The 17189-nt window shown below is 43.7% G+C and carries 16 protein-coding genes; 8 read left to right on the forward strand and 8 right to left on the reverse strand.

Annotated features, from left to right (window positions below):
- Positions 1-23: 23 nt before the first annotated feature.
- Together GT641_RS01085 and GT641_RS01090 are read left to right on the forward strand one after the other, a co-directional pair.
- A complete protein-coding gene (locus tag GT641_RS01085; protein ID WP_021944748.1) occupies positions 24-473 on the forward strand; it encodes a MarR family transcriptional regulator in 450 nt (149 codons plus the stop codon).
- Positions 466-1812, forward strand: coding sequence for an MATE family efflux transporter (locus tag GT641_RS01090; protein ID WP_119963174.1), 1347 nt, complete (start codon positions 466-468; stop codon positions 1810-1812). The genes GT641_RS01085 and GT641_RS01090 overlap by 8 nt, the downstream gene beginning before the upstream one ends.
- Positions 1813-1838: 26 nt before the next feature.
- On the opposite strand, the gene GT641_RS01095 is transcribed toward GT641_RS01090, so the two are convergent.
- The 6 genes from GT641_RS01095 to GT641_RS01120 form a co-directional block, all read right to left on the reverse strand.
- On the reverse strand, positions 1839-3182 hold the full coding sequence (locus GT641_RS01095) for an MATE family efflux transporter (protein ID WP_161116626.1): 1344 nt from the start codon (positions 3180-3182) through the stop codon (positions 1839-1841).
- Positions 3183-3254: 72 nt separating this feature from the next.
- Positions 3255-4352, reverse strand: a complete 1098-nt coding sequence (locus tag GT641_RS01100) for an NTP transferase domain-containing protein (RefSeq protein WP_243143658.1) — start codon at positions 4350-4352, stop codon at positions 3255-3257.
- Positions 4285-4620 (reverse strand): LysR family transcriptional regulator, encoded by a 336-nt coding sequence (locus GT641_RS01105; RefSeq protein WP_008401492.1) that lies wholly within the window; start codon positions 4618-4620, stop codon positions 4285-4287. Before GT641_RS01105 ends, GT641_RS01100 begins: the two co-directional genes overlap by 68 nt.
- Positions 4617-5414 carry an ABC transporter ATP-binding protein gene (locus tag GT641_RS01110; protein WP_161116627.1) on the reverse strand — a complete coding sequence of 266 codons (798 nt, stop codon included), beginning with the start codon at positions 5412-5414 and terminating at the stop codon, positions 4617-4619. Before GT641_RS01110 ends, GT641_RS01105 begins: the two co-directional genes overlap by 4 nt.
- Positions 5411-6388, reverse strand: a complete 978-nt coding sequence (locus GT641_RS01115; RefSeq protein ID WP_161116628.1) for an iron ABC transporter permease — start codon at positions 6386-6388, stop codon at positions 5411-5413. Before GT641_RS01115 ends, GT641_RS01110 begins: the two co-directional genes overlap by 4 nt.
- Positions 6372-7469 (reverse strand): ABC transporter substrate-binding protein, encoded by a 1098-nt coding sequence (locus GT641_RS01120; protein WP_161116629.1) that lies wholly within the window; start codon positions 7467-7469, stop codon positions 6372-6374. The genes GT641_RS01115 and GT641_RS01120 overlap by 17 nt, the downstream gene beginning before the upstream one ends.
- A gap of 130 nt (positions 7470-7599) precedes the next feature.
- On the opposite strand from GT641_RS01120, the gene GT641_RS01125 reads away from it, so the two are divergent.
- The 4 genes from GT641_RS01125 to GT641_RS01140 are packed head-to-tail and all read left to right on the forward strand — an operon-like array spanning position 7600 to position 12571.
- Positions 7600-8400, forward strand: a complete 801-nt coding sequence (locus GT641_RS01125) for an FAD binding domain-containing protein (RefSeq protein ID WP_192919776.1) — start codon at positions 7600-7602, stop codon at positions 8398-8400.
- A complete protein-coding gene (locus GT641_RS01130) occupies positions 8391-8876 on the forward strand; it encodes a (2Fe-2S)-binding protein (protein WP_118615862.1) in 486 nt (161 codons plus the stop codon). Before GT641_RS01125 ends, GT641_RS01130 begins: the two co-directional genes overlap by 10 nt.
- On the forward strand, positions 8857-11157 hold the full coding sequence (locus GT641_RS01135) for a molybdopterin cofactor-binding domain-containing protein (protein ID WP_161116631.1): 2301 nt from the start codon (positions 8857-8859) through the stop codon (positions 11155-11157). The genes GT641_RS01130 and GT641_RS01135 overlap by 20 nt, the downstream gene beginning before the upstream one ends.
- 19 nt (positions 11158-11176) lie before the next feature.
- Positions 11177-12571 (forward strand): nucleobase:cation symporter-2 family protein, encoded by a 1395-nt coding sequence (locus GT641_RS01140; RefSeq protein ID WP_161116632.1) that lies wholly within the window; start codon positions 11177-11179, stop codon positions 12569-12571.
- 3 nt (positions 12572-12574) lie between these two features.
- Here GT641_RS01140 and GT641_RS01145 read toward each other — a convergent pair whose 3' ends face one another.
- Together GT641_RS01145 and GT641_RS01150 are read right to left on the reverse strand one after the other, a co-directional pair.
- Positions 12575-13111, reverse strand: coding sequence for a hypothetical protein (locus GT641_RS01145; protein ID WP_161116633.1), 537 nt, complete (start codon positions 13109-13111; stop codon positions 12575-12577).
- 436 nt (positions 13112-13547) lie between these two features.
- On the reverse strand, positions 13548-15083 hold the full coding sequence (locus GT641_RS01150; RefSeq protein WP_161116634.1) for a sodium/proline symporter: 1536 nt from the start codon (positions 15081-15083) through the stop codon (positions 13548-13550).
- 385 nt (positions 15084-15468) lie between these two features.
- Here GT641_RS01150 and GT641_RS01155 point away from each other — a divergent pair, with 385 nt between their 5' ends.
- Positions 15469-16713 carry an ammonium transporter gene (locus tag GT641_RS01155; protein ID WP_161116635.1) on the forward strand — a complete coding sequence of 415 codons (1245 nt, stop codon included), beginning with the start codon at positions 15469-15471 and terminating at the stop codon, positions 16711-16713.
- 25 nt (positions 16714-16738) lie between these two features.
- Positions 16739-17086: a P-II family nitrogen regulator gene (locus GT641_RS01160; protein ID WP_008401503.1), complete on the forward strand. Its 348-nt coding sequence runs from the start codon at positions 16739-16741 to the stop codon at positions 17084-17086.
- Positions 17087-17189: the final 103 nt, after the last annotated feature.

Genomic DNA, 17189 nt, shown 5'->3' on the forward strand with positions numbered 1-17189 from the left:
AGATCAGAAGGGAGTATCAGAGCATGAATGCAGATAAGATCAAACGGATGTTAGATGCCTGTTATCTGGCAAAACGTATCCGGGAATTGCTTCCGGAGCTGCCAGAGGGTGTTACACCAGCATATATTCAGTACATGGATGTCATACATATCATTAAGGAGCAGCAGGAGCATGTAAAGATTTCCGATATCAGTGACTATCTGAAGCTGCCAAGACCGGGCGTGACAAGGACGGTAAAAGAGATGGAAAGCAAAGGGTATCTCAGCAAATATGCTTCAGAGGAGGACGGCAGGATCACTTATATTCAGATCACAGAGAAAGGTGAATTGCTGTCAGATAAATATGATAAGAATTATTACAGTCGTTTAGTTCGATATATGGATGACATTTCAGATGATGAAGCGGACTGTATGATCGATACGATCAGTAAATTCTATAAGGTCATGAGTGAGAGGAGGGTTACCATTGAATAGTTCAAAGTCAGATTTTACACAGGGAAGTATACTTGGGAAGTTAATTCCGTTTATGATGCCGGTGCTTGGTGCACTTGTATTACAGGCGGCATATGGAGCAGTTGACCTTCTGGTGGTTGGACGATTTGGCAGTACCTCCGGTCTGTCTGCGGTATCGACCGGAAGTCAGGTTTTAAATCTGGTTACATTTGTGATTACACAGCTTGCTATGGGAATTACAGTATTGATTGCGAGATATATCGGTGAGAAGAAGCCGGAACAGATCGGAGCATTGATCGGTGGATCTGCCGTCGTATTTGCGGTGATCTCAGCCGTGCTGTTTGTTGTGATGATTGCCTTTTCGCGGCCAATCGCGATACTGATGCAGGCGCCGGAAAAGGCAGTAGGACTTACCGCAAGTTATGTCCGTATCTGTGGAGCAGGCATTTTCTTTATTGTTGCATATAACCTGTTGGCGGCGATATTTCGTGGACTCGGAGACAGTAAATCCCCATTGATCTTTGTGGCAGTTGCCTGTGTGGTAAATGTCATTGGGGATCTGATCCTGGTAGCAGGCTGTCATATGGATGCGACAGGAGCTGCGATCGCAACTGTAGCAGCACAGGCAGTGAGCGTGGTATTTGCAATCTGTCTGCTTATAAAGAAGCAGCTTTCATTTACGATCACGAAGGCAGATTTCAGATTGAATGAGCATTGCAGAAAAGTACTGAAAACAGGACTGCCACTGGCACTTCAGGAGTGCCTGACCCAGGGATCCTTTCTAGCATTATGTGCGTTCGTGAATCGTCTGGGACTGGAAGCATCATCGGGTTATGGTGTAGCCTGTAAGGTTGTAAATTTTGCCATGCTGATACCAAGCTCCCTGATGCAGTCGATGGCATCCTTTGTTTCGCAGAATGTGGGAGCCGGAAATGAGAAGCGGGCGAAGAAAGCAATGTATTCCGGAATCGGTGTTGGCCTTGTGATCGGATGTATCGTATTTATCTTTGTAATGTTTAAAGGAAATCTTCTGACAGGAATCTTTACAACTGATAGAATCGTTGTTCAGAAAGGATATGATTATCTGCGGGGCTTCGCATTGGAGACCATCGTAACAGCGGTGTTGTTTAGCATGATCGGATATTTCAATGGACATGACAAGACGCTGTGGGTTATGATACAGGGATTGATCCAGACCCTGCTTGTCCGCCTGCCGCTGGCCTATTATATGAGTATCCAGCCGGATGCCAGCCTGACGAAGATCGGACTTGCAGCACCGGTTGCAACGATATTTGGTATTGTGATCAATATCATCTTCTATATTCATATGAATAAGAAGATGAGAGACAAGTCGCTTTAAAGCTGCTAAAAGAAGTTATAGCTTCTCTATGTTTCAAATGCATTTTTAAAATCCCGTTTCTGTTCACCGCGGTAAAAGAGGACGGAGACTGCAGTTCCGCAGCACCAGCCGACCGGCCAGGAGCACCAGATACCGACAGAACCGAACATCTTTGAAAAGATGATGGATAAGATTACTCGAAGAATCAGATCGGTAAAGGTGGAGATCATGAATTTGTTCATGATACCTGCGCCACGCAGGATTCCGTCTGCCATTAATTTGATGGAAACGATGAAATAAAATGGTGCAAGGATACACAGGAAAACGATACCTGTCTTGATCGCAGTTGCAGTCGGATTGTCAAGAAAGAGCAGTAACAGCCATCTTCCGCAGGTGAAGTACAACAGCGCAAACGGAATACATAACAGCCAGACCAGTTTTAAGGAAGCTTTGAAACCGGAACGGATACGGTCAATTTTACCCGCACCGATATTCTGGGCGGTATAGTTTGATATACCGTTTCCCAGTGTGGTAAGAGAGGTAATGACCAGATTGTTCAGCTTGACAGCCGCAGAATATCCGGCGATAACGCTGGTTCCGAAGTCGTTGATAACGCTCTGGATGATAATATTTCCGATGGATATAAAACTCTGCTGTAAGGTGCTTGGGATAGCAACGACCAAGATCTGTTTTAAGATGCTGCCATCAAAGAACCGGAACCGGCCTTCTGTCTTGATACCGGTAAGACGGCGAATCACAACAGTGACAGCTAGAATAGCACTGACACCCTGACAGAGGAAGGTTGCCCAGGCAACACCTGCGATTCCCATCTGAAAGGATTTTACAAATAAGATATCGACAAATATATTGGAAACGGATGATATTGCAAGGAAGATGAACGGAGTTCTGGAATCACCGAGAGCGGAGAAGATTCCGGTTGCAATGTTGTAAAAGAACATAAATGGAAGACCATAGATATAGATGTTCAGATACAGCAGGGAAGCATCCATGATATCGCCCGGAGTGTGAATCAGAGCAAGCAGCTCCCGGCTGGTGAGCAGACCGGCGATCACCATAACAGCCAGTAAAACAGCCGTAAAGATAAAGGTGGTCGATACAGCCGTCTTCATATTCCGATATTCTTTTGCTCCAAATAATCTGGATACGATAACCGAGCATCCCATATTGCATCCAAATGCAAATGCGATAAAGATCAATGTGATCTCGTAACTGTTGCCAACAGCGGCAAGAGCACTTTCATTGATAAATTTTCCGGCAACCAGACTGTCGGCAATGTTATAGAGCTGCTGAAAGATCACACTTCCAAAGAGTGGCAGACAGAAACGCCACAGCACAGATTCCGGTTTCCCTACGGTCAGATCCTTGTTCATTTTTATTCGTCCTCATTTCTTTTTTTATGACATGATGAATTATAGAACGATAAAATAAAATGTCAAGAATGATTAAAGGTTCCCGTGGAGTAATTGGGATAAATCATCAGGTGTATCAATATCCCTTAGTTCGTTTATATCTGAAACAGAAAAGGTACGGATACGATCAGGATGATTATTTATTACCAGACTGCCGCCTTTTCTTAAAGGAAGATTCTGAAGTTCCTCAAAAAATTCAGACGGGAAGATAACAGGAGAACCGACTATATCTCCATAACAGGTTCGCCAGATTGAGTTTCTGTCATTTTCCGCACAAAGAAGCAGCGAGATCATGGATTCTTTTTGAAGCAAAGGCTGGTCGGCGGGGAGAAAGACGCAGCGATCGATATGATCACCAATGGTTTCCAGACCGAGGCGAATCATGTCGTTTCGATGCGGAAAGGTATGAAGCAGTACCGGAATATTTTGTTTTATACATAGGCTCTGAATTTCCTTGTGAATGGTTACCACGACAGATGTTGTAAACAGATTCTTAATAATGTTAAGAGAGAAATCGATCAATGGTTGTCCATTGAAATCAGCAAGCAGCTTATTTCCACCAAAGCGGGTACCCTGACCGGATGCCATGATGATACAGCCTGCATTTCCATATGGTTGATCGAGATCCACAAGGAAAACATCCTTATGGTTACGCAGTTCCTCCAGGAATGGAAGCTTTTGTTTTCGCACGACCATGAGAAGCTGTTTGTGCTTCATTAAGGTTCGTATAGCTTGCTGGTATTTGCAGGAATTACTTTCCAGAAAACCGATTTCATCAATCGTGATCCATTCGGAAGTTGTATGCAGACAGGAATGTAAGAATGCGGTTCCTTTTTCATCAAAGCATTCGGGAATAGCAAGCATCTGATTTCTCTTATGGGTTGGATCCGAATGATAACGTCCAATCTGGATTATTTCTTTTGAACAGTTGTTTTTCAGGTAGACTCCTTTTTCCGGTACTACCCAGGAGGTAACACCGGGCATCGGGGAGGAAAAGAGAGATGCCAGAAGTGTTGTTTTTCCACTTCCGGATGCTCCTGTCAGAACCAGATGTTTTTTTCCGCTAGTCTGAAAAGATCTCCATATAGAGTTTGCTGTTGGCCTCGTTACAGGCATTCCGGTAGGTTTCATATTTTTTCAGCCATTCCTTTCCCTCTGGAGTCAGAGTACTTCCACCACCGGATCTGCCACCGGTGCTACGTTTTGTCAGAGAAAATCCTAGTTCTTTTTCTGCCTTATTGATCATACGGAGTGCCTTTGTATAGGCAAGTCCCATAGAGATTGATGCAGAACGGAGAGAGCCGGTTTCTTCGATCATATGAAGCAGTTGGCATGGCCCGGCCCCAAAAAATTTTTCGTTATTATCATTTACAAAATAAATTTTTGTTATTGCTTTCAAGATGTTTCAGCCTCCTTCATCATAACAAGCCTGCTATTTCCAAGACGATCGTTAAGCTTTGACAGACTGATTGTACCATATATTTTGGAAAGAAGCTGTTCCATCTCGGAAATTGATGTTTCGGATGGAATGATCGTACCGATCAATCTGCCGTCTGACAGGATCAGAAGTGAATCACAATAATTTAGCGCCAGAGCTGAATCATGTAGTGTGATCAGGGCAGAAGCATGATTTTGTTGGATATAATCCTGTAAAAGCTCCATTGCCTGATAACGTAGCCGAAAATCTAAGGCACTTTCCGGTTCATCCAAAAGAAGAAGTTTTCGTTTGCCTGCAAATGTACGTGCTAATATACATAACTGTTTCTGACCGGCACTCAGACTTTGAAAATTATCATACATCCGGTTGCCAAGACCAACATCCATAAGTGCCTGTATAGCTGATTCCTTCATTTGCCGGGTTGGAGTCTGCAACAGTTTCAGTTCAGGGTTGAACCCCATCATAACTACATCAAAAAGCGTGAGATCTAAAGAGATACTGTTATTTTGTGGTATATATCCACAAAGCCTTGCCAGTCCCTTTGGGGAAACTGATTCTACGGTAATTGTATCAAGCTGACAGTTCCCCGTATGGGGAAGCAGATTTGCCAGGGACTTGATCAAGGTGGTTTTTCCGCAACCGTTTGCCCCAAGTATACCAATAATCTGCCCGGAGTCGACGGAAAAACTGATATTTTTGATAATGTCTGTTCCATTATATCCGGCAGACAGATTGTTTACAGTCAGTAATTTCATATCCGATCACTTCTCCTTATACATAGATAGATTAAGAATGGGACTCCTAAAAGACTTGTAAAGATACTTACAGGCAGTTCTGTAGATGCTATACTACGAGCGAATATATCTCCCATGGTTAGCAGACATCCACCGATCAGTCCGCTTAGCAGCATGGTGGATAGCCGGTTGTTTTTTAGTAATAAACGTGCTCCGTGTGGTGCCAGAAGAGATACGAAGCTGATCAGTCCGGTCATACTGATCACACCGGAAACAGCCAGTGTCGCAATCAACAAAACAATCAGACGAATCTGCTGTACATTTACACCGAGCATTTTTCCCTCATTATCATCTAAAGAGAGAAGAATGATCTGTCGATATAATAAGAATAGAATGACTGAACAGAAAAGACACAGGATAATATTTCCTTTTATGGAGTAGATGCTGATTCCATTTAGGCTTCCCATGATCCAATATTCAATCGATGCCAGTTGTTTTTCCGGATCTGCGATTAATTTCAGACAAACCAGCGCCGTCTGTGCGAGACTGTGAACAGCGATTCCGGCAAGTACGATGCTGCGGCCATCCCGGTCTGCGGTTATGGAAGATAATACCAGTGCAAGGATAACAGAACAAACAGCCCCTGCAAAAGCAGAGACTGTGATCGCCATAGAACCGGATAAGAACAGAATTCCAAATGCTGCACCGGCACTGGCTCCCGAAGATACGCCAATGATATCAGGGGAGGCCAGAGGATTCCGAAAAACGGTCTGATAGACAAAACCTGCCATGCCAAGGACAAATCCTCCGATAGCACCGATAACAGCGCGGCTGGCACGGAGCGTAAGAAATACACGCCATTGCATGGAGTCTCCGGCTATCAGACCGGTCAGGGTGATCCTGTATTTTCCGATAAACAGGGAAGCTGCTGTCAGAAGAATCAGACCTACGCTTCCGGCAATAAGATATAAATTTGCTTTATTTTTTGATTCCATAGAATGTTTCATAGAAAAAATTCATCTCTTTCGTATAAGTATCAGTTGAAACCTGATCAGGATGCAGGATTCCGGCAAGCCAGATGGAAGCCAGGATACTAGCAGGTACAGGACTGTCCAGTGCTTCGATATCCCCCGGAATAGCATAAACGTGGTTATTTTTTACTGCTGTGCAGTCTTTCAGGTTCGGATCGCTTAATACATCATCTACTGTATATTCTGCATCGGAAGCAAGAATAATATAATCAGGATCCCAGGAGAGAAGCTGTTCATAGCTAATCTCGGCCCAATAGGTATCAGAGATATCAGATGCTACATTTTTACCGCCTGCAAGTTCGATAATACCTGATTGGTACATAGCTGGACCGGCAGTTGACAGGAGAGAAGAATTACCTGCAAGGTAAATATTCGGAGTGTCGTCTGCGGTTGCAAGAGAAGTAGTAAGCATTTCTTTTTCCTGATTAATGAAGTCAAGCAGTTGGTCTGCTTTATCCTGGGTATTTGTAGCTGTGGCAATAAGACTGATCATTTCGGATAACTGATCCGGACTTTCTGGATTTACCAGTAGCACAGGAATACCAAGCTCTGTCAGACTCTTTGCGGCATCCTTTAGCTTTAACGGCAAAATCACAAGATCCGGTGAAAGAGAAGCACAGGTTTCCAGATCGAATTCCTTTGCTGTTCCGACGTTTGGAAGTTCCTGAAGCTCCGGGGCAGCCAGTTTGTAGATCGGTCTTTTGTCTGCCTTTGCCTCAATACCTACCACCTTGCCCGATAATCCAAGTGCGATCAGAAGACTGGAAGGAATGTAGTATCCGCTTACAATCTTAGCTGGCTCTTTTTCAATGGTAACGGTGCGGTCTGCCTGATCCGTAACTGTGACCGGATAAGAGGTTTCTTTTTCGTCAGCTTCTGTAGACACATCATCTGAAGAAGTTTCTGATGATAATTCTGAGGTCGCTTCTGATGAAGCGGTTGTCCCCGTGCCTGCAGGCTTTGATGAAGTATTACAGCCTGCCAGAGATAAAAGCAGGGAACAGATTAAAAATAAGGATAAGCATTTTTTTAATGTTTTTTTCATAATAACTCCTTTTCGTTATATTTTAAATAATACAACGGTATTGTAGCAAAGCATCTTTTCAAAAACAAGTATTTTTACTATAATATATCTTGATATAGTGCGGCTAATGCAACATTTAAAGGAGCTTTTTATGGTAACAATTCAGAATTATATACGTGTTAAAAGTCTGGAAGAGGCTTATCAGTTAAATCAAAAAAAAGGTAGCTGTATAATCGGTGGAATGTTATGGACAAAGATGCAGAACCGGACGATATTGACAGCAATTGATCTGTGTGATTTGAAACTGGATCAGATCGAGGAGACAGAGAATGAGATCATTATCGGTTCGATGGTATCTCTACGACAGCTTGAATTGCATAGAGGCTTAAATAATTATACACAAAATTCTGTCAGAGACGCTGTAAAAGATATTGTCGGTGTACAGTTTCGTAACTTGGCAACGGTAGGTGGAAGTATCTGGGGACGTTTTGGTTTCTCTGATGTGCTGACGGTATTTCTTGCCATGGATACATATGTGGAATTATATCAGGGTGGGAGAATACCACTTAGAGAATTTGTGGGGCAGAAACCGGATCAGGATATTCTGGTTCGTCTTGTCATAAAGAAAACGTCCGGGTGTTTCTCTTATGCATCTGTAAGAAATCAAAGTACTGATTTTCCGGTGATCGCATGTGCGGCTTCTGTTGTAGGTGGGGAATATCGTTTATCAGTGGGAGCAAGACCGGGACGAGCGATGCTTCTTCTGGATGAAGAAGGACTTCTGTCAGAGGGACTGACAGAAGACTCTATAGAGAACTTTGCTATGTGGGCAGAGAAACATATTCCGACAGGAAGTAATCATCGAGCCGGAGCAAAGTATCGTTCCAGATTGATTCGTGTATTATGTCAGAGATTATTAAATAAATTGAGAGAGGAGCAGAAATGGAGATAACAATAATTGTAAATGGAAAAAAACTGGTGGATTCTATTGAACCGGATCTGCTTCTGATCGATTTTCTGAGAAAGCATGGCTGCTATAGTGTAAAGCGAGGCTGTGAAACTGCAAATTGCGGATTGTGTACAGTCTTTTTGGACGGCATTCCTGTGCTTTCCTGCTCAGTGCCGGCAGCAAGGGCAGCTGGTCATGAGGTACAGACATTAGAGGGACTTCAGGAGGAAGCTTCTGAATTTGTCGGATTTATTGCAGATCAGGGAGCTGATCAGTGCGGATTTTGCAATCCCGGATTTGTCATGAACACGATTGCATTATTGCGAGAGAATCCGGATCCTACAGATGATGAGATCCGTGCTTATCTGGCAGGAAATCTTTGCAGATGTTCCGGATATGAAGGCCAGTTGCGGGGAATTCGAAATTATCTGGAACATAAGAGATCAAAGGAGGGCATTCATGGAAGAAAAGAAGTATAATTCAGTCAATCATTCGGTTCGTAAAAAAGATGCAATGCAGCTCCTTTTAGGAAAACCGGTTTATGTTGATGATATTACATCATCAGATGCTTTGACGGTAAAGCTTTTAAGAAGCCCATATGCCAATGCTATTGTAGAAGATATCAACGTAGCAATAGCAAAAAAAGTTCCGGGAGTTGTAGATGTTTATACATGGAAGGATGTTCCAAAGCAGAGGTTTGCGATTGCAGGACAGACATATCCGGGACCATCTCCCTATGATCGGCTGATCATAGACCGGCATGTACGTTTTGTAGGGGATGTTGTTGCTATTATTGCGGCTACGGATGAGAAAGCTGCTTTAAAAGCAATGAAGCTGATAAAAGTGAAATATGATATCCTCGAACCGGTTCTTGATTTTCATCAGGCAAAGGATAGTGCTGTCCTTGTACACCCGGAGGAGGACTGGTTTCCACCTATGGAAGTTGGAGGAGATCCCGGACGGAATCTGGTTGCAAGTGAAAAAAACGGAGATGGTGATGTGGATGCTGTAATAGCGGATTGTGATGAGGTATTCGAACACACATATCATATGCGGGCGTTTAACCAGGCAATGATGGAAACCTTCCGCACCTATACCTGTTTTGACCGATATGGAAGGCTTCATGTGATTTCATCTACACAGATTGTATTTCATGTGCGTCGTATCCTTTCCAGAGCACTGGGCATTCCAAAGAGCAGGATACGTGTTGAGAAACCAAGAATCGGTGGGGGTTTTGGAGCAAAACAGACAGCAGTCAGTGAAGTATATCCGGCGTTTGTCACACTGAAGACCGGACAACCCGCCAAACTTATATTCACAAGAGAAGAGAGTCAGATTGCCGGTTCTCCGCGGCATGAGATGGAAGTTCGTGTACGCCTGGGAGCAGACCGGGACGGACATATCCGCGGACTGGATCTGTATACACTTTCAAATACAGGAGCATATGGAGAACACGGACCTACAACAGTTGGTCTGAGCGGACATAAATCGATTCCCCTTTATACAGGTGGACTTGAAGCATATCGGTTTAATTATGATGTAGTATATACCAATACGATGGCAGCCGGTGCTTACCGGGGATATGGTGCGACACAGGGTATATTTGCACTGGAAAGTGCTGTAAATGAACTTGCAGAAAGACTTGGAATTGATCCGACTGTAATCCGTGAAAACAACATGATCCGTGAAGGAATGAAGATGCCGGCATATTATGGAGAGACAGCAAATGCCTGTGCACTTGATAAATGTATGGCAAAATGCAAAGAATTATTTCATTGGGACGAGAAATATCCTGTTCGTGAGACAGTAGATGGGAAGGTAAGAACAGCCGGAGTAGCTATGGCGATGCAAGGCTCCTGTATCTCCAATCTGGATGTCGGATCGGCAACGGTAAAGCTGGCCGATGACGGAACATTTAATCTGATCATCGGTGCGGCAGATATGGGAACCGGATGTGACACGATCCTAGCTCAGATGGTGGCAGAATGTATGGATTGTTCCGTGGATGATGTAGCTGTATTTGGGGCAGATACGGATGCATCACCATATGATTCCGGTTCGTACGCATCATCTACAACATATGTTACGGGTAAGGCCGTAGAACTTGCCTGTGAGAAACTGAAAAAAAAGCTTTGTGCGATAGCAGCCGGTATGCTTTCCTGCAGTCCGGAGGAAATGATCTTTGAAAATGGAAGGGCATGTCGGGTCAATACAGATCAAAGTGTGTCACTTGCCGAGATTAGTGTAAAAGACCAGATTGCAAATGATATCGCAGCAGTAGCAACGGTTTCCCATTCTTCACCTGTATCGCCTCCACCTTATATGGTCGGTATGGTTGAGATTGAGTTAGACCGATATACAGGAGAGGTAAAGATCCTGGATTATGTAGCTGTTGTTGACTGTGGAATTCCTATCAATCCGGCGTTGGCGCGTATTCAGGCAGAAGGCGGCATCGTACAGGGAATCGGGCATACACTGTTTGAGAATGTCACCTACAATGAAAGAGGATGTCCGATTGAATCCAGTTTCATGCAGTATAAGATTCCAACCCGCCTTGATATGGGACATCTTCAGGTAGAATTTGAACACAGTTATGAACCGACAGGCCCATTTGGAGCCAAGTCTATAGGAGAGATAGTGATCAATACACCTGCACCTGCAATTGCACATGCAATCTATCGTGCAACAGGCGTATGGCACAGAGAACTTCCGATCACTCCGGAAAAGATATTGATGTCCATGTTGGATGAAAAAGAATAAAGATGAGGAGAATTCACAAATGAAAAAAATATTTAAGCTGTCTGAGACAGCATTTCAGATGGATGGAAAGATGCCGCTTTCGCAGGCGATTCCGTTAGGATTACAGCATGTTTTGGCAATGTTTGTAGGAAACCTGACTCCACTTCTGATCATCACAGGAGCATGTGGCCTGGCAGGCGGTGAGTTCGCAGATCTACAGCTTTCTTTGCTTCAGAATGCGATGCTGATCGCAGGAATTGTGACATTGGTACAGTTGTTCGGAATTGGTCCGGTAGGAGGCCGGGTACCGATCATAATGGGAACATCTTCCGGATTTATAGGTGTCTTTAACAGTGTAGCAGCAACCATGGGTGGTGGTATACTGGCATATGGCGCGATCATGGGAGCATCTATTATAGGTGGTCTTTTTGAAACAGTGCTTGGCTTTTTCTTAAAGCCCCTTCGTAAGTTCTTTCCATCGGTCGTAACCGGTACCGTGGTAATGTCGATCGGATTAAGTCTGATTTCGGTAGGTATCAATTCTTTTGGTGGAGGAAATAAAGCAGAAGATTTTGGCTCCATTGAGAATCTGTTACTTGCGTTGCTTGTGCTTATTGCGATCTTGTTTTTCAAACATGCGACAAAAGGCTTTTTGAGTTCTTCATCTATTTTATTTGGCATTATTTTCGGATACATTGCAGCAATGATCATGGGCTTTGTTTTGCCGAAAACCGGAGTGACGGCAGATGGTGTAGAATATACAAAGGCATGGGTGTTGAACTGGGATAAAGTTGCGGAAGCCTCCTGGTTTGCGGTTCCGAAGCTTTTGCCTGTAAAACCTGTTTTCGATCTGCGTGCGATTCTTCCGGTTCTTATTATGTTCATTGTAACTGCAGTTGAGACGGTTGGAGATATTTCAGGTGTTATGGAAGGCGGATTGGACAGAGAAGCAACAGATAAAGAACTTGCAGGCGGTGTTATGTGTGACGGACTGGGTTCTTCATTTGCAGCGATATTTGGTGTCCTGCCAAATACATCATTCAGTCAGAACGTTGGATTGGTAGCCATGACAAAGGTTGTAAACCGGTTCGCTCTTGCAACCGGAGCCATTTTTCTTGTCCTTTGCGGTTTATGCCCAAAGCTTGCTGCGTTGGTATCAATCATGCCACAGTCTGTATTAGGTGGCGCAGCAGTCATGATGTTTTCGTCAATTGTAATCAGTGGTATTCAGTTGATCACGAAGAATCCGTTGAATGCCAGAAATCTTTCCATTGTATCAGTAGCACTGGGCGTTGGATATGGAATGGGAGCTAATCCCGGAATTCTGGTACATACACCAGAGGTGGTACAGTTGGTGTTTGGCGGATCGGGAATTGTACCGGCAGCAATGGTAGCAATCCTTTTAAATATCATTTTGCCGAAAGAGGAAAAATAAATACTATTTATACAGTATATGAAACAACTGAAGATATTCCTGTTCGACATTCTCAAACGGACGAACCTCATAAGAAAGGTTGATGTGAAGCTCAGGCTCCGGTCTGTTCGATGGCTCATTTAGCAAAGTGAGAAGATCGAAATAGAGCATGTCGTCGTCGATGCATTTGATCCTGCGTTCTTCTTCCTCTGTCAGAGGAGAACCCAGATATTTTGTATAGATCACATTTAACAGATTCTGTTCCAGATCTTTATATGCAGGAAGATGCTTCTTAAAAGGTCTTGGAACATCTGACAGGTAGGCTTCACTTGCATCGTGAAGCAGACAGGCAAGCACCAGTCGGTCGGAATACCCACGGGCAGCCGCTTCCTTTGCACAGTTGATACAATGACTGCCGACGGAAAAGAAGGTCTTTACATGACCGTTTCCACGACAAATTAGTGATAATGCGTGTGCGATGTCCTCGATATGAAGATGTTCTGCCTCCGGCAGAGTCGGATCAAAATGATCCCCGGTATAAGTTGTAATATAATCAGCCATATAAAAATCATCCTGTCGAAAATAGTTATTTCTCACTGATTATATAACAAAAGCAGATAAAATCAACTTTATTTTCTTTATCCAATTACGGCTCTGTTATAGTTCACATATTATTGCGCAAGACGCTCTCGCTCTACCCTCATGTAGCGGTTCTAAGCTCACTGCTTACAGCAGTTCACTAAGTACCGACATTCGGGCAGGCTTGCTTCATAATAGTGAACTATAACAGAGCCGTAATTTTGGATATGTGAGTTACTTCAAAATATACATAAGAAAAAAGAAACCGCTATACTATTATGAAGCAAGCCTGCCTGAGCGTCGGTACTTAGGTTGCGTATTTTGCAACCTTATGTACCGCTACGTCGAAGGTAGAGCGAGAGCGACTTGCGCAATAATATGTATAGCGGCTTCCTTTTTCGTAAGGGGGGAGATTTGCCTACGCCTTTTGGCTGGCTGCTTCAAACTCCCGGACGATTTCTTCATCAGGAGCCTTTGTAAGCAGGCTGACCACAATGATGAAGATCAGGGATACGATAAATGCAGGAAGCAGTTCGTAGATATCAAGAATTCCTCCAAGTGGACGAATCAGATACTTCCAGATAAATACGGTAGCACCACCGGATATGATACCGGCGATCGCACCTGCAAGATTACAACGTTTCCAGAATAAAGAACAAAGCACAACAGCACCAAATGCACCGCCGAAGCCTGCCCATGCGAAGGAAACGATCTTGAATACACTGGAGTTAGGATTTCTTGCAAGGAAGATACTTACGATCGCAATACCAACGATTGTTAAACGTGCGATCAGAAGATTTGTCTTCTCGGAAATCTTGATCTTTAAGAAATCATGTACTATATTCTGTGAAACACCGGATGCAGCAGCAAGCATCTGACTGTCTGCGGTAGACATCGTAGCGGCAAGGATACCGGCAAGGATGATACCTGCGATAAGAGCAGTTAATGCATTATGCTGGCTGATGATACCTGCGATACGAACGATAATAGTTTCACTGTTTGAACCGGTCAGAGTTTCAAGTGCGCCTGCTTTGGTCATACCAAGACCGACAATACCGATCAGAACACCTGCGGTCATAGCGATCACGACCCATACAGAGGCAATACGGCGGGAAAGTACCAGTTTTTTCTCATCCTCGATTGCCATGAAACGGACAAGGATATGAGGCATACCAAAGTAACCGAGTCCCCATGCTGCGGTTGAGAAAATTGTCAAAAAGTTATATTTGACTTCAGAACCGGAGGCAACATCAAAGGTAGATGTCAGAGACAGATAACCCGGAAGGGCGGCTGCGTTGTCCATAACGGCTGTCCAACCACCTGCGCTTGTGATTCCATAGATCAGAACGATCGCAAGTGCACCGGTCATAACGATACTCTGAACAAGGTCTGTAACACATACGGCATTGAACCCACCGGTGATAGTGTAACCAACAATCAACAGGGCGGACAACATCATGGCAACCTGATAATTGATACCGAATAAGCTGTTGAACAGCTTACCACAGGCAGCAAAACCGGATGCTGTGTAAGGGATGAAGAAGATAATGATAACAAGAGCGGAAAGTGCTGTGATAACATTATTCTTATCATGGAATCGTTTTGCAAAGAAATCAGGCACAGTGATCGCGCCGATATTATTTGAATAACGTCTGAGTTTTCTGGACACGAAGAACCAGTTCAACCATGTACCAACGGCAAGACCGATGGCAGTCCATGCGGCATCGCAGATACCGGACAGATATGCAACGCCCGGAAGTCCCATCAGGAGCCAGCTTGACATATCACTTGCTTCAGCACTCATGGCTGTTACGAGAGGTCCCATCTTACGGCCGCCAAGATAGAAATCTTCTGTACTGTTGTTACGCTTGCTGTAAACAAAGCCGATCACAAGCATGATCGCCAGGTAGACAACGATTGCAAGCATGATGAAAAAGTTAGTTGTCATTAACATTTAGATATCCTCCAATTTTTTATTGCGTATGCATAACATGGACAAAATCGTTAAATTTCGTAATAGAATACATAACTAAAAAATCATAGCGTAATATGAGAAAAAAGTCAAACAAATACGATCTGCTTTAGAAAAACAGGTAAAATGATGTTCTGGCTAAAGAATGGTAAAGGATTTGCAAAAAATACTTGAAAAAATAAATCAGGTCTGCTAGTATGTCTTCAGACAAAGACGTCAGTTGAACGAGATACGTTCGATTGGCGTCTTTTCTGTTTTACAAAAAAAGTACCATGGAATTTTGTAAAAAGTGAAGCGAAACCTGTCGGGGGATGCGCACCTGCCGGAGATTTCAAAAAGAATTTCAGAAAAAATGGAGGAAATAGTTATGAATACTGGTGATATTGGTTTTATGCTGATCTGTACAGCGTTGGTATTTTTTATGACACCGGGACTTGCTTTTTTTTATGGTGGAATGGTGCGAAGGAAAAATGTCGTTAATACGATGATGGCATGTACTTTTATTATGGGACTTTCGGTTGTAATGTGGATATTATTTGGTTACTCCCTTTCTTTTGGGGGAAATCACGGAGGAATCATTGGTGATCTCAGATGGTTTGCGTTAAATGGCATATCTATGAATGAGGCCGGACCATATGCAGACAATATTCCGCATTTTGTATATATTGCATTCCAGATGATGTTTGCAATGATCACGCCGGCACTGATCACAGGATCATTAGTCGGACGTGTAAAGTTTAAGGCGTTATTCTTCTTTATCATGTTCTGGTCGATTTTGGTTTACTACCCGATGGCACATATGGTATGGGGACAGGGCGGTTTCCTTGCAGAGATCGGTTCCGTTGATTTTGCAGGCGGAAATGTCGTACATATCAGCTCCGGTGTAAGTGCATTGATATTTGCGATTATCCTTGGTAGACGAAAAGGTTATGAGAATACTGCTTATCGTATTCATAACATTCCATTCGTTGCTCTTGGCGCATTTATCCTCTGGTTCGGATGGTTCGGCTTCAATGCAGGAAGTGCCCTCGGAGCAAATGGCCTTGCAGCTCATGCATTCTTAACCTCAGCGATCGCAAGTGCGAGTGCCATGATGTCATGGATGCTGATCGATGTGATAAAAGATGGAAAGCCAACCTTGGTTGGTGCTTCGACCGGTCTTGTTGTCGGGCTGGTTGCGATCACACCGGGAGCAGGCTTTGTTCCGATCTGGTCTGCATTTATCATCGGTGCACTTGTAAGTCCGATCTGTTGTGGTATGATTACTTTATTGAAGAAGAAATTGAAAATAGATGATGCACTCGATGCTTTTGGATGTCATGGTATCGGTGGTGTCTGGGGTGGTATCGCGACCGGATTATTTGGTAAGAGTTCGATCAACAGCGTTGCCAGATGGGATGGACTGTTCTTCGGAGACTATCACCTTTTTGTTGCACAGTTGATCGGTATCGTTGTGACAATAGTAGTTGCAGTGGTCGGAACGTTTATCTGTCTTGGACTTGTAAGACTGATCACACCGCTTCGTGTATCAGATAAGGAAGAAAAGATCGGTCTGGATATCGCAGAACAGGGAGAAAGTGCATATCCGACATTTAACGGACTGGATTCATAGAAGTTGCGGAAAGGAGTATGATAATATGATGATCAAGATAGAAGCAATCGTGCGAGAAGAAGTATTTGAAGATGTAAAGGAAGCACTGAATGCGATCGATGTAAATGGTATTACGGTATCTCAGGTAATGGGATGCGGTGCACAGCGAGGATATAAGAAGCTGGTACGTGGTACAGAGGTTGATGTCGTTATGCAGCCGAAAATCAAATTTGAGATCGTAGTTTCTTCGGAAGAATGGGAGAAGAAGACGATCGATGCGATCCAGAAGGCAGCATACACCGGAGAAGTCGGAGACGGCAAGATCTTCAGTTATGAGATCCGCACCGCCATGAAGATCCGTACGAAGGAAAGCGGCTATGATGCGCTGAATTAGATAAACAGGAGGAGCCTGTAAGACGGGTTCCTCTTATTTTTCTGTCTTAAATTCCATTTACAAGCTATGAAAAACAGTTTATAGTTATAGGCAGTTAAAATTG

The sequence above is a fragment of the Clostridium sp. BIOML-A1 genome (assembly GCF_009874105.1).
Lineage (GTDB): Bacteria > Bacillota > Clostridia > Lachnospirales > Lachnospiraceae > Coprococcus.